The sequence below is a fragment of the Microbulbifer elongatus genome (assembly GCF_020524885.1).
Classification (GTDB): domain Bacteria; phylum Pseudomonadota; class Gammaproteobacteria; order Pseudomonadales; family Cellvibrionaceae; genus Microbulbifer; species Microbulbifer elongatus_A.
Genome location: NZ_JAIVKJ010000001.1, coordinates 636,032 through 648,791, shown reverse-complemented (window position 1 = coordinate 648,791; position 12,760 = coordinate 636,032). Strand labels below are relative to the sequence as shown.

Below are 12,760 nucleotides of genomic sequence, written 5' to 3'. Positions count from 1 at the left end.
CCCTTGTGCCAACTTTGAGAAATAACTCAAAAATAATCAAAAAAGCGATTTCTGGCGGAAAACCGATCATTTGGCAACCAGCAAGAACGGCGCGCCAGCGTGATAATTGTGCTAATTATGTTCCTGATACTGGAAAATGACAGCGCTTGACCCAAGAATGAACGCAAAAATCCACTATTGCACCATAACAAAGCATTTTTTCGACCATTCCGATGCAATGTGACTTTCTTGCCCTTGCCTACTCCTTTCCCATCACCTGCGCGGCACTATCGGTCACTTGAGATGTCTCAAATTGGTCAAGCTGCCCTCGAATAACGTGTCCCGGCAGCACATCTGCGGTAGGATTTCTTTTTCGACCCGCGCGCACTCCGCCGGAATCGAGATCGGCAGGCTCAAACAAGGTTGTAAATATATGAAAGCAGTTCCCGAAGCCCCCCGTATCTGGCTCACGACCATACTTTTTGCCAGTACCGCACTGGTGGCCGTGACCCTGGTACCGCTGTACGGCTTCCTGGTTGGATACCATTGGTACCAGTGGCTGGCATTCGCCGTGCTGGGTGCCTTTTGTGGTTTTTCCATTACCGCGGGCTATCACCGCCTGTGGTCCCACCGCACTTACGAGGCACACTGGTCTCTACGTCTCTTTTACGCACTATTTGGCGCCGCCGCGCTACAGAACAGTGCACTAATCTGGTGTTCCGGTCACCGCCGCCATCATCGGCACTGTGACGACAACGATCACGATCCCTATTCCGCCAAGCGCGGCTTCTGGTTCTCCCATATCGGCTGGATGCTGCGGGAGTACCCTAGCGGGGAAGTAGATTTCGACAATGCCAAGGATCTGCAGCGGGACAAGATCGTGATGTGGCAGCACAATCACTATGTCCCCATTACTGTGGCGATGAATGTGGGCGTACCCCTGGTACTCGGCCTGCTTACCGGCGACGTGATCGGTATGCTGCTGCTCGCCGGTGTACTGCGCATCGTGGTCAATCACCACACCACTTTCTTCATCAACTCCCTGGCTCACATCTGGGGCCGCCGCCCTTACACCGATGAGAACACCGCGCGGGACAACGACCTGCTGGCGTTTTTCACCTTCGGCGAGGGCTACCACAACTACCACCATATTTTTCAGACCGACTACCGCAACGGCATCCGCTGGTACCAGTGGGATCCCACCAAATGGTTGATCAAGACCGCCAGCTGGCTGGGCCTGGCGAGCAATCTGAAAACCGTGCCGGCAATGCGCATTCAGCGCGCCATGCTGACCATGCAGTTTAAACGCGCGGAGAAAAAGCTAGAGAACTCCAAGCACCGCGAAAGCTGGAAGCAACTGTTGGAGCGCGAGGCGCAGGACTTTTCCGAGGCGCTCGCCGAGTGGAAAGAGTTGCAGCAACAGCGCTATGAAAATGCCCGCGAGCGCCTGATGAGTACCTGGGAAGGTGCCACCATACGCACCCGGGTAAAAGAGCTGGAGTACAGCCTGAAGATGCAGCGCAAGCGCCTGCAGATCATGATGGAGCAATTCCACTTGGCCCCAGCGGCAGCGTGAGATTGAACAAGGCGACCCTTCCGGTCGCCTTTTTTGTATCTGGCTCCAAGCCGGTATCGCTGAAAAGAGGACTTGAACGCCCGTGGATATGCACTATAACCATAAGAGAGACATTGCAGTTCGCCAACCGACGGCCCCTCTGAGAAAACTATAATTGACTCAACCACTGAGAAGGCGCAGAGATGAAGACGTTCAAACAGGCCCACGAAGTTCTCAAGAACGCCCAAAAATTCCACCTGGACATGGCCGGTGTCTACCAGCAACTCTTGGAAAGTGCGCAAGATAACCGCACTCAGCTATTGCTCAAGCACTTGCACGAGCACGAGTTACGCATGGCCAACAACCTCAAGAATTACGGTGCCGTTGCAGAACAGAAAGTGATGCAAACCTGGCTCCAGTACACCCACGAAGAGAGCGCCGGTGACCTGGTCAAGAACCTTTACCTGAGCGACAAGCCCAGCATTGAGGAAATCAATCAGCTCGGGCAGGAAGTCGATCGCTATTTCTCCGATCTGTACCACTCCGTGTATGGATCCATCGAGTCTGCGGAAGTCAAAGAAGTCTTCGAGAACCTGAAACATATTCAGGACAAAGAGCGAATTACGCTCTCCATGGCCACCAATTCTCTCTGGGATATGTAGCGGGCACTACTGCCAGATAACCCTCACCGCTCCCAGCGTCACCCGACAGAAACCACATTTCCGCGCCATTCTCCGGCGCGGAGGCTGTGACAGAATTCCCAAAGACAAAGCAAATTCGGCGAAATTGGCGCAAAAAATCACAAATGTGACGGTTTGATGAATCCGCCTTGTTGCCACGCCGTACCCCGATTGCTATTTTGACAGCGATGTCATTTAGCGGCGTCGAGGTTCTGGCGTCGAATTCCTATAAAAATAATCTGCCGCAAGGTGAACAATTTATGATCAATAACAAGCTCCGGTTCGGTCTGGTGACCGCTGCCATGCTCTCCGCGGGACACGGCTACGCCGCTGTGGACTGCAGCTCCCTCCCGGTCTGGGAAGCGGGGCCCTCCTACTCCGGTGGTGCCCAGGTTCAGTACAACGACAACGCCTATGAGGCGAAGTGGTGGACGCAAAACCAGAACCCCGAACAGTATTCCGGCCAATATCAGGAATGGAAACTGCTCGGCGCCTGTGACGACGGCAACCCGCCGCTGACGCCACCCCAAGGCTCGATTACCGCACCGACCGCGGGGATTACCGTCAGCGAAAATGACAGCGTTGTCGTCTCCGTGTCCGCATCCGATGCAGATGGCCAGGTCACCACGGTCGAGTTCTTCGTCGACGGTACGCTGATCGACACGGATACCGCTGCCCCTTGGGAAACCACCTGGACCGCGACCACCGGCCAGCCCAGCCTGACCGCGCGTATCACCGATAACGACAGTCTGAGCACCACCACTGCGCCGGTTTCCATTACGGTTGAAGAGGTCGTCGTCGGTCCCTTCGCACCAGAGGTAAGCATTACCGCCCCGGCAAATGGCTCCAGCCACACCACCGGCGACAGCCTGACCATCACCGCCAGTGCCACTGACAGCGATGGCACCGTCAGCCAGGTCGCCTTCTATGTCGACGGCAGCCTGATCAGTACCGATACCAGTGCGCCCTACAGCACCCAGTGGACTGCTACGCTGGGCAATCACAACATTTCCACGGTAGCCACCGATAACGACGGCCTTGAAGCTTCTGCGGAAGCAAGCATCTCCGTGGAAGACGAGCAGGTAGTCATTGGCGACTTCCCCTGCCGCCCGGACGGCCTTTACACCACCCCAGGCACCGCCCCCAATTACTGCGATATCTACGACGCAGAAGGTCGTGAAGACATGGGTGCCGACCACCCTCGCCGCATCATTGGCTACTTCACCAGCTGGCGTAATGGCGCCAACGGCCAGCCCAGCTATCTGGTGAAAGATATTCCCTGGGGCAAGATTACTCATATCAACTACGCCTTCGCGCACGTAGGCAGCGACTACTCCGTTTCTGTGGGCAACACCAGTGACCCCGCCAACCCGGCCACCGGTATGGAGTGGCCCGGTATTGCCGGCGCGGAAACCGACCCGAACTACCCCTATAAGGGCCACTTCAACCAGCTGTCCAAGTTCAAGGAACAGCACCCGGAGGTGAAAACCCTGGTATCCGTGGGTGGCTGGGCCGAAACTGGCGGCCACTTCAATGAAAACGGCGACCGCGTGGCCGATGGTGGTTTCTACACCATGACCACCAACGCCGATGGCAGTATCAACCACCAGGGTATCGAGGCCTTCGCCAACTCCTCCGTGGACTTTATCCGCCAGTACGGCTTCGACGGTGTGGATATCGATTACGAATACCCGACCAGTATGAACGACGCCGGCAATCCGCTGGACTTCGGCATTGCCAACTCCCTGCGCGGCTCGCTGATGGACTCCTATGTGGAGCTGATGCGAGTACTGCGCGAGAAGCTGGACCAGGCCGGTGAAGAAGATGGCACCCACTATATGCTGACCATCGCCTCGCCCTCCTCCGGCTACCTGCTGCGCGGCATGGAAACCATGCAGATCACCCAGTACCTGGATTACGTCAACATCATGACCTACGACCTGCACGGGGCGTGGAATGAATACGTTGGCCACAACTCGGCACTGTTCGACAACGGCAACGATCCGGAGCTGGCGGCGGCAAGCGTGTACAGCACCTCCCAGTACGGTGGCATCGGCTACCTGAATATCGACTGGGCAGTGAAGTACTTCCGTGGCTCCATGCCCGCGGGACGTATCAACGTGGGTATTCCCTATTACACCCGAGGCTGGCAAGGCGTCTCTGGTGGTGACAACGGCCTGGGCGGCTCTGCGGCATTGCCGGCACAGTCCGAGTGTCCCGAGGGCACCGGCGGTGCTTCCGATTGCGGCCACGGTGCGGTCGGTATCGACAACATGTGGCACGACCTGGACGAAGGCGGCAACGAAATGGGCGCGGGCTCCAACCCCATGTGGCACGCCAAGAACCTGGAAAACGGCATCCTCGGCAGCTACGTAACCGACTACGGCCTGGACCCGGCCAACGACCCGGATGACGCGCTGACAGGCACCTATGTGCGCAACTACGACAGCGTGTCCGAAGCGCCGTGGCTGTGGAACGCCCAGAAGAACGTGTTCATCTCCACCGAAGATGAAGAGTCCATGGACGCCAAGGTGCAGTACGTCATCGACCAGGGCGTGGGCGGCATCATGTTCTGGGAACTGGCCGGCGACTACGATTTCGACGCAGCAAAGGGCGAGTACTACATGGGTGACACCCTCACCACCCTCGCTTACGACAAATTCGCCAATGCCAGCGATTACCGCCACCTGCGCACCGATCGCGTAGTACCAGACGAAGCACTGAATATCGGTATCGAAATCACCGAGTTCAAACTGGGCGATCAGAACTACCCGCTGAATCCGAAGCTGTATATCACCAACAACACCGGCGGCACCCTCCCCGGCGGCACCGTGTTTGAGTTCGATATGCCGACCTCCACTTCCAACATCATCACCGACCAGAGCGGTGCGGGACTGGAAGTGATTGAGGACGGCGCCAATGCTGGCGGCGGCAATGTGGGCGGCCTGGAAAATGAATTCCACCGCGTGCGCTTCAGCCTCCCCGGCTGGCAGGATCTGGCGGATGGTGAATCTTGGGATATGACCCTGAACTACTACCTCCCGGTATCCGGCCCACAGGCCTATACCGCCACCGTTAACGGTACTACCTACGCACTGGCATTCGAATATCCAGACCTGCCGGTTGCTGAACTCAGCAGCGGCGGCTCCTCTTCAGGTGGCAGTTCCTCGGGTGGCGGCAGTGAAACCTGTGCCGCTGCAGGTGTCAGCACCAGTGGCCTGGTGACCTACCCCGAGTGGCCGCGCAGCAATCACGCCGCTGGCGGTGACCGGATCATTCACGACGGCAGTGTATTCGAAGCCAAGTGGTGGACCCAGTCGGTACCGGGCACTGCAGATGGCAGCTGGCAGTTTGTCTGCTCGATCTGATCGGGCACTGAAACGGAGTTACCCGGCCGGCGACGCAGCGCTGGCCAAATCTCACAGGATGGAATGTAGTTAACGATAGCTTTTGAAAATTCTCTCTGCGTTGTAACTGATAGGGATCTCCTGTACAGGAAATGCTCCTATGTTCGCCCCGACTTCGGTCGGGGCTTTTTTGGTTTCTGGCACCATGATTTCGGCTCTGTACATGCCCTATCATGGGAGCCAATGATGTTTCGACTCACTACAACAATTGATTAGCAGTAACAATCATGATCAATAAAAAACAACGACTCGCTTCGGTGGATGCCCTGCGCGGCTTCGACATGTTCTGGATCATCGGTGGCGAGGCTTTATTCCTGCCGCTATTTGCGCTCACCGGCTGGTCCATTTTCCAGTTCGGCAACGGGCAGATGCAGCACACCGAGTGGCATGGATTCAGCTTTTATGACCTTATTTTTCCGCTGTTTATTTTCTTGTCCGGCGTCACCCTGGGGCTTGCCAACAAGTCGCTGCGTGGACTGCCGTTTAGCCAAAGGACGCCGGTGTACCGCAAAGCATTAAAGCGGCTATTCCTTCTCATTTTGCTGGGCATTCTTTACAACCACGGCTGGGGAACCGGTATTCCGGCGGATCTGAGCGAGATCCGCTACGCCAGTGTATTGGCCCGCATCGGTTTCGCCTGGTTTTTTGCGGCAATGATCGTGTGGCACTTTGGTATTCGCACACAGTACGCGATTACCGCGGGTATTTTGTTTGGGTACTGGCTGATTCAGGCCGTTGCTGGTGACTTTACGCCAAACGGTTCGGTAAATGCGTGGGTAGACCAGCATTTACTGCCTGGCATTACTTATCAAAACCGTGCCTACGACCCTGAAGGTGTTCTCTCCACCATTCCGGCGATTGTCAATGCGATGTTTGGCGTATTCGCGGGTCGTTGGCTCAGCAAGAATGCGGGTAATCACGGGGCCATCCTGAAAGGCCTGTTTATCGGCGCCGCGGCCTGCCTGCTGGCGGGTGTCCTTTGGCACTGGATTTATCCGGTGAACAAGGAGCTTTGGACCAGCTCTTTTGTGTTGATCACCTGCGGCTGCTGCCTATTGCTGCTGGGGATCTTTTACCTACTCGTGGATATGTGGCACTGGAAAACCTTCACGTACTTTTTCTCGGTGATTGGTTGCAATGCCATTCTGGTGTATCTCGGAACCAGTTTGGTGAACTGGCAGTACACGAGTAAAAGTGTGTTTGGCGGGATTGCTTCAGCCTTGCCCGAAGCGGCAGGGATTTTAGTGATTGCCTGTGGTGTGATTTTGCTGCAGTGGTTGGTGCTGCGATTCTTGTTCAAGCGCGGGATTTTTATTAGTCCCTGAGTTTCGGGGCCCGGCGTTATTGAACCGGTGGCGGCAGAGCAGCGGAATGGGTTCACAGCGATCCTGAAAACCCACACCCAGTGCTTCTCCGCCACCTAACTCACAAAAGAACTTAGCGAGGCCCGGACTTAACCAATGCGCACAATCAAAGCTTCAACAATAGGCTGATTAGCATCCGGAAAGTGAAAATCAGATAACTCTGAAACAGAAACCCAGGCCAACTCCTGCCCCTCGACACCGCGTTCTTTACCACTGAATTCGGTAACGAACCAGGTATCCAGAAACACCTGCTTGTCCCCGTAGTCATGGCGAACTTCGATTAATGGTTCCATGGCTTTCACTTCAATATCGAGCTCTTCTTTCAACTCGCGTGTCATCGCCTGCTGAATGGACTCATTGCCCTCGACCTTGCCGCCCGGAAACTCCCATCGTCCACCCATGTGGAGGTGATCCGGGCGTTTGGCTAGAAGAATGCGGCCATCAGCACCGAGGATTACTCCAACCGCAACGTGAATATGCTTGATCCCCGAGCCCCCCATCAGGTCCGGTACTCCGCATTGATGGTGACGTATTCGTGTGAAAAATCGCAGGTCCAGATATGCTCGCAGGCATCACCCCGCTGCAGGTCGACGGTGATGGTGAACTCAGGCTGTTCAAAAATCTTCTGGCCCGCTTCCTCGGTATAACTGTCCGCGCGACCACCGGCATCGACGATCTGTACATCATCGAGAAAAACACTGATCTTGCTGGTATCCAGATTTTCTGCACCGGCGTTACCGATCGCCATTACCAAGCGGCCCCAATTGGGGTCGGAGGCGTACATGGCTGTTTTCACCAGCGGCGACTCACCAATCTCAAACGCCATGCGCAGCGCTTCTTTTGAACTGGCTGCATTGTTTACCTGCACGGTGACAAACTTGGTCGCCCCCTCGCCGTCTCTCACGATGGCCTGCGCCAGCTCGATGTGCACATCGACAATTGCCGCTTTCAATTGCGCATAGGCATCGCTGTCAGGGCCAATTTCCTCACCGGTCGTACCACTGGCAATCAATACACAGGCGTCGTTGGTGGAAGTGTCACCATCCACACTGATACGGTTGAAGGACGCACCTACCGCTTCTTTCACCAGTTCGTCGAGTAACGGCTGCCCAATACGGGCATCAGTAGCCACATAAGCCAGCATGGTCGCCATATTTGGCTGGATCATGCCCGCGCCCTTGGCGATACCCGCGATGGTGATCGTTACTCCCGCAACCTCTACCGTGCGACTCGCAGTCTTCGGGCGCGTATCGGTGGTCATGATGGCTTTGGCGGCACTGTCCCAAGCATCCGCCTGCAGTTTCTCCACTGCGGCGGGGAGCGCATCGAGGATTTTTTCTACCGGCAGATGCTCGCCGATGACACCTGTGCTGAACGGAAGCACCTGCCGTGCGCTGATACCCAGTGCCTTGGCGACACCCTCACAGCTCTGCTCGGCGGTTCTCACACCGCGTTCGCCGGTGGCCGCATTGGCATTACCGGCATTGATCAGCAACGCGCGGATGTTGCCCTGGCGGATGTGATCTTTTGCCACCAGTACCGGCGCCGCACAAAAGGCATTCTGGGTAAAAGTGGCAGAGACGCTCGCCCCTTCGGCGATTTCGATCAGAAGCAGGTCGTCGCGCTGCCAGTTCTTAATTTTGGCGGGAACGGCCGAGAGACGGACACCGGGGATCTGGGGAAGTGGCTGCGCCATGAGGTTACGTCCTTGAGCAAGATACATTTAGCAAAAGCGTTGAAGGGCGAATTATAAATAAAAAGGCCCGCTGGTAAGAGCGGGCCTTTTCATTTGCTACTCCGCAATCAGGTGGGAGTAGAAGAAGTCAGCTTACCGTGGCACTGCTTGTATTTCTTGCCGGAACCACATGGGCAGGGATCGTTGCGGCCGACGCGGGGACCCCGGCGCACCGGCTCCGGGGCAACCTCAGCCTGTGCGGCTTCTGCTTCCGGCATGGCGGATGCCTGCGCGTGTTGCAGTTCGAGCTGCTGGCGACGCTGCGCTTCCAGACGACGCTGCTCCATCTCTTCCATCTGCTCGCGGGTCATTGGCTCCACATGCGCCAGCACACGAATCACCTCGTGCTTGAGGTTGTCCAGCAGGCTCTGGAACAGGTGGAAGGATTCGCGCTTGAACTCCTGCTTGGGGTTCTTGTTGGCGTAGGCACGCAAGCCAATGCCGGCACGCAGGTGATCCATGCTGGAAAGGTGCTCTTTCCACAGCTGGTCCAGCACTTGCAACATGACCTGACGCTCAATGGTCGGCATCAGGTTTTCGTCACCGGTGCTCTCAGCAATGCGAGCAAGCTTGTTCTGGTAGGCCTGTTGCGACTCTTCCACGATTTTTGCGCGCAGGCTCTCTTCGTGCAGAGTGCGATCCTCATCCAGCCACTGCTGTACCGGCAGTTGCAGGCCGAGTTCGGAGGCCAGCTGCTGCTCCAGCGCAGGGATATCCCACTGCTCTTCCACACTCTGTGGCGGCACATAGCTGGAGATCAGTTCGTTGACCACATCTTCGCGGATGGCATTGATGGTATCGCTAATGCTATCCGCCTCCAGCAGCTCGTTGCGCTGGGAGTAGATGACCTGGCGCTGGTCATTGGCCACGTCATCATATTCCAGCAACTGTTTGCGGATGTCGAAGTTGCGGCCTTCCACACGGCGCTGAGCCTTTTCGATGGCGTTGGACACCATGCGGTGTTCGATGGCTTCACCGCGCTCCATGCCCAGCATCTGCATAAAGTTCTTCACCCGGTCGGAGGCGAAGATACGCATCAGGTTATCTTCCAGGGAAAGGTAGAAACGGGTTACACCCGGATCGCCCTGGCGCCCGGCGCGGCCGCGCAACTGGTTGTCGATCCGGCGGGACTCGTGACGCTCGGTGCCGATGATGTGCAGACCGCCGGCCTCGATCACCGTGTTGTGACGCTCTTTCCACTCCGCCTTGATCTTTTCGACTTCCTCGGCGGTGGCTTCGCGACCTTCGCGCTCTTGAAGTTCCTCGACTTCCGCTTCCCAGTTACCGCCGAGCACAATGTCAGTACCGCGGCCCGCCATGTTAGTGGCGATGGTCACGGTTCCCGGGCGGCCGGCCTGGGCGATGATCTGGGCTTCTTTTTCGTGGAATTTGGCGTTCAGCACCTGGTGATCAATCTTGGCTTTCTGCAGCATGCGAGACATCTCTTCAGAGGTCTCGATGGACGCGGTACCCACAAGAATCGGCGCTTTCTTGTCGCGACAGTACTTGATGTCTTCGATGATGGCTTCGAGCTTCTCGTCCTTGGTCAGATACACCAGGTCGTTCAGGTCTTCGCGCTGCTTTTCTCTATTGGTGGGAATCACCACTACGTCCAGACCATAGATCTGGCGGAACTCGAAGGCTTCGGTATCCGCAGTACCGGTCATACCGGCCAGCTTGGGGTAGAAACGGAACAGGTTCTGGAAAGTGGTGGAGGCCAAGGTCTGGCTCTCGCTCTGGATCTGCACGTTTTCCTTTGCTTCCAGCGCCTGGTGCAGGCCCTCGGAGAGGCGGCGGCCGGGCATGGTGCGGCCGGTGTGCTCGTCGATCAGTACCACCTGACCATTCTGCACAATGTAGTCCACATCTTTGTGGAACAGCACGTGCGCGCGCAGCGCGGCATTCACGTGGTGCAGCAAGCCCAGGTTGCCGGGCGCGTACAGGGATTCGTCTTCTTTCAGCAGGCCGCCGCGGGTCAGCAGGTCTTCAATCAGCTGGTGACCGTCTTCGGTCATTTCCACCTGACGGGTCTTCTCGTCCACGGTGTAGTGGCCTTCCCCACCCTCTTCACCGCGCTCCAGCTGCGGTACCAGCTTGTTCATCGCCATATACAGCTGTGAGGAATCTTCTGCAGCACCGGAGATGATCAGGGGGGTACGCGCTTCGTCGATCAGGATGGAGTCCACCTCATCAACAATGGCAAAGTTCTGTGGGCGCTGGGTGCGGTCTTCCTTACGCAGAACCATGTTGTCGCGCAGGTAGTCGAAGCCGAATTCGTTGTTGGTACCGTAGGTGATATCGGCCTGATAGGCGGCCTTTTTGTCTTCCGGGTGCTGTTGGGAAACCACAATGCCCACAGTCAGCCCAAGGAATTCATACACCGGGCGCATCCAGTTGGCATCGCGGCTCGCCAGGTAATCATTCACGGTTACGATATGAACGCCCTTGCCCTCCAGCGCGTTCAGGTAGGCCGGAAGGGTTGCCACCAGGGTTTTACCTTCACCGGTGCGCATCTCAGCGATATGGCCCTCATGCAGGGTCATACCACCAATCATCTGCACATCAAAATGACGCATTCCGAGGGTGCGGTCACCAGCCTCTCGCACAGCGGCAAAAGCTTCTGGCAGGATCTGATCCAGGGTCTCGCCATCGGCCAGTCGCTGCTTGAACTCTTCGGTTTTGGCTTTCAGCGCATCGTTGTCCAGCGCCTTGTACTCTTCTTCCAGCGCATTGATCTTGGCGACCACTTTACGCATGCGCTTGAGTTCGCGGTCATTTTTTGAACCGAAGACCGTTTTTATCAGTTTGCCAATCATTATTCAGAAACCACATTAAAGCTGAGTGTGCCCGCGGGCCCGGGTCTCGGGGCCTCTGCGCGGAAAAGGTGCAAGTAAACAGGAAGGCGCCAGGCGCCGCAACTGTGTATGAAGTTGCGGGCGCCACTACAGGATTACAAGTGTCCTGCCGCGCAATGATAGAGGATAGTTGTTATCTGCCGGTGCGGCGGATGTACGTAGCGGGGTCTACCGGGCGATTGTTCTTGTAGACTTCAAAGTGCACGTGCGGGCCAGTGGACCGGCCACTGGAGCCCATCAGGGCAATAACCTGCCCTTTCTTTACAATGTCGCCCAGCTTGACCTTGAGCTCACTGTTGTGCCCGTAGCGGGTTTTGTAACCATTTCCGTGGTTGATCTCAACCAGCTGGCCATAGCCGTAACGATCTTCGGCCCAGGTAACCACGCCAGCGGCAACGGAAACCACGTCAGAACCATTTTTCCCTGCGAAGTCCACACCCTTGTGCCAGGAGCGGCGGCCACTGAAAGGATCGGTGCGGTAGCCATAGCGGGAGGACATCCAACCGCGGGAAATCGGGCGCCCGGCGATAAACTGCTCGTCCTGCAGCTGACGTCGAGCCATCAGATCATCAAGAGTGGAGAGTTGCATCTGGCGGTCTTCGATCTGATCAGATAGATCGCCGATGACGTCGAGGAATTCGGGGGGCTGGTAGGGAAGTTCACTGGCGCCGCTGATACCCGGGTCTTCCGGGCCGCCTACCGCCGGCACACTGCCGAACTGGAATTCCCCTTCATCAAGCTTGGCAATGGTGGTGAGGCGCTCGCCGAGGGCGTCGAGGCGGGTCAGTCGAGCCTGCATTTCCGCCAGTTTGACCGTTAACGCGGTGAGCTGCTCGCGGGCCTGCTGATCGGCTTCCTGAATATCTTCCTGCTGCTTGCGCAGGGCCTTGTTCCAGGCCTTGACCGCGCGGGCATCGAAAATGTCGGATTCTGCGGTGGGGAGGTTGCTGCCCAGCCAAAGCGCACCTACCGGCAACCCCAACAGGCAAAGGCCGAGCAGTGCTTTGCTCAGCCCACCAAAGTTGAAGCTGCGGGAAACACCCCCACGCTCGTTGACGAGAATAATTTTCATATCAGGCGTGCAAGAATTGCGACAATTTGTTGTTTTAATGATTTATTCACCGTCCCGCGCTCGTGGCGCTCGCACGGTGATGGGACTGTCGCTTCCTGCTATGCCCCCCGACC

General features: G+C 56.9%; 8 protein-coding genes. 4 read left to right on the top strand and 4 right to left on the bottom strand.

Features of this window, described 5'->3' with window-relative positions; genetic code table 11:
• Positions 1-412 precede the first annotated feature (412 nt).
• From LC059_RS02625 to nagX, 4 genes are all read left to right on the top strand, one after another.
• Positions 413-1,555: a fatty acid desaturase gene (locus LC059_RS02625; RefSeq protein ID WP_226702272.1), complete on the top strand. Its 1,143-nt coding sequence runs from the start codon at positions 413-415 to the stop codon at positions 1,553-1,555.
• A gap of 182 nt (positions 1,556-1,737) precedes the next feature.
• A complete protein-coding gene (locus tag LC059_RS02620) occupies positions 1,738-2,196 on the top strand; it encodes a hypothetical protein (RefSeq protein WP_226702271.1) in 459 nt (152 codons plus the stop codon).
• Between the two features lie 278 nt (positions 2,197-2,474).
• Positions 2,475-5,582, top strand: a complete 3,108-nt coding sequence (locus LC059_RS02615) for a glycosyl hydrolase family 18 protein (protein WP_226702270.1) — start codon at positions 2,475-2,477, stop codon at positions 5,580-5,582.
• A gap of 266 nt (positions 5,583-5,848) precedes the next feature.
• Entirely contained in the window at positions 5,849-6,946 is a 1,098-nt protein-coding gene (nagX, locus tag LC059_RS02610) for a transmembrane glucosamine N-acetyltransferase NagX (protein WP_226702269.1), read from the top strand.
• Between the two features lie 128 nt (positions 6,947-7,074).
• Here nagX and mutT read toward each other — a convergent pair whose 3' ends face one another.
• The 4 genes from mutT to LC059_RS02590 all read right to left on the bottom strand — a co-directional run bounded on the left by mutT (position 7,075) and on the right by LC059_RS02590 (position 12,647).
• Positions 7,075-7,485: an 8-oxo-dGTP diphosphatase MutT gene (gene mutT / locus LC059_RS02605; RefSeq protein ID WP_226702268.1), complete on the bottom strand. Its 411-nt coding sequence runs from the start codon at positions 7,483-7,485 to the stop codon at positions 7,075-7,077.
• Positions 7,485-8,681 carry a bifunctional glutamate N-acetyltransferase/amino-acid acetyltransferase ArgJ gene (argJ, locus tag LC059_RS02600; RefSeq protein ID WP_226702267.1) on the bottom strand — a complete coding sequence of 399 codons (1,197 nt, stop codon included), beginning with the start codon at positions 8,679-8,681 and terminating at the stop codon, positions 7,485-7,487. Before argJ ends, mutT begins: the two co-directional genes overlap by 1 nt.
• 107 nt (positions 8,682-8,788) lie before the next feature.
• Positions 8,789-11,536: a preprotein translocase subunit SecA gene (gene secA / locus LC059_RS02595; protein WP_226702266.1), complete on the bottom strand. Its 2,748-nt coding sequence runs from the start codon at positions 11,534-11,536 to the stop codon at positions 8,789-8,791.
• Positions 11,537-11,708: 172 nt separating this feature from the next.
• Complete coding sequence (locus LC059_RS02590; protein ID WP_226702265.1) at positions 11,709-12,647, bottom strand: M23 family metallopeptidase; 939 nt, start codon at positions 12,645-12,647, stop codon at positions 11,709-11,711.
• Between the last annotated feature and the right edge of the window lie 113 nt (positions 12,648-12,760).

Coding starts and splice junctions, on each gene's coding strand:
- LC059_RS02625 (WP_226702272.1), top strand. CDS start 413: ATGAAAGCAGTTCCCGAAGCCCCCCGTATCTGGCTCACGACCATACTT.
- LC059_RS02620 (WP_226702271.1), top strand. CDS start 1,738: ATGAAGACGTTCAAACAGGCCCACGAAGTTCTCAAGAACGCCCAAAAA.
- LC059_RS02615 (WP_226702270.1), top strand. CDS start 2,475: ATGATCAATAACAAGCTCCGGTTCGGTCTGGTGACCGCTGCCATGCTC.
- nagX (WP_226702269.1), top strand. CDS start 5,849: ATGATCAATAAAAAACAACGACTCGCTTCGGTGGATGCCCTGCGCGGC.
- mutT (WP_226702268.1), bottom strand. CDS start 7,485: ATGGGGGGCTCGGGGATCAAGCATATTCACGTTGCGGTTGGAGTAATC.
- argJ (WP_226702267.1), bottom strand. CDS start 8,681: ATGGCGCAGCCACTTCCCCAGATCCCCGGTGTCCGTCTCTCGGCCGTT.
- secA (WP_226702266.1), bottom strand. CDS start 11,536: ATGATTGGCAAACTGATAAAAACGGTCTTCGGTTCAAAAAATGACCGC.
- LC059_RS02590 (WP_226702265.1), bottom strand. CDS start 12,647: ATGAAAATTATTCTCGTCAACGAGCGTGGGGGTGTTTCCCGCAGCTTC.